We start from the raw sequence: 1,034 nt of genomic DNA on the forward strand, positions 1-1,034 counted from the left end.
GTGGGGCATCGCCCCATTTAACCGATTAAGTTCCCAGTATGGTAATGATAGTTTTTATCTAATCAGATTATACCGTTCAGTTAAGTAACAGTTTATTAATGATAAGTTATCAGCTAAAGGTAAAAACGGGTATGTAGTAAACATAAAAGGCTGTGGGGCATCAACCTACTTTAAGTATTTTAGTGTTTCATCACTTAACTTATTAGTTAAAGATTGCTGACTATTGAGAATCCTTTGTTTATATTCAAGAACCGCGCTATGATAGATTAAATAAATTTATAAAGTTTTTCACCCACTATGGAGAAATGAATAATGAAACTATACTATAGCCCTTTTGCCTGTTCACTTACCCAGCATATTTTACTCTGCATGTCTGGTCTTAATTATAGCGTAGAAAAAGTTGACCTAAAGACTAAAAAAACCGAACATGGTGCTAATTTTTATGATATTAATCCAGAAGGGCAAGTACCGACACTTGAACTTGATGATGGTACCATTTTGACAGAAAATATTGCGATTGCACAATATATTGCCGATAAAGCAACAGATGCTAAATTAATTGCGTCTGTCGGAAAGATTGAACGCTATCAAACGCTTTCATGGCTTAGTTTTGTCGGCACCGAATTACATCCTGCATTTTTACCATTATTTAAATCAGATTCAGAATCTGTCAAAAACGCAGCATTGATCGTTTTAGAAAAAAAATTAGCCCATGTTGAACAGCATTTAACTCATCGTCAATTTATTGCAACCAATTCCTTTACTATTGCTGATGCATATCTTTATGTGGTGCTAAACTGGCTTAAATATTTTAAATTAACTCAGGTTTATCCAGCTATTGAGCAATATGTAAAACATATTGAAACAATACCGGCGGTACAACAAGCTGTAGCACTTGAAAGTAAATAAGTTTTAGTGGGGCGATGCCCCACATCCCTTTGTATTTATTAAATACCTGTTTTTACCTTTAGCTGATAACTTATCATTAATAAACTGTTACTTAACTGAACGGTATAATCTGATTAGATAAAAAC

Annotated in this window: 1 protein-coding gene; it reads left to right on the top strand. The window is 33.6% G+C overall.

Annotated features, from left to right (window positions below; all coding sequences use genetic code 11):
• Window positions 1–312: 312 nt before the first annotated feature.
• Complete coding sequence (gene gstA / locus JMI89_RS11770; RefSeq protein WP_220680180.1) at window positions 313–909, top strand: glutathione transferase GstA; 597 nt, start codon at window positions 313–315, stop codon at window positions 907–909.
• Window positions 910–1,034 lie beyond the last annotated feature (125 nt).

Source organism: Frischella sp. Ac48, assembly GCF_019641635.1.
GTDB lineage: Bacteria > Pseudomonadota > Gammaproteobacteria > Enterobacterales > Orbaceae > Frischella > Frischella japonica.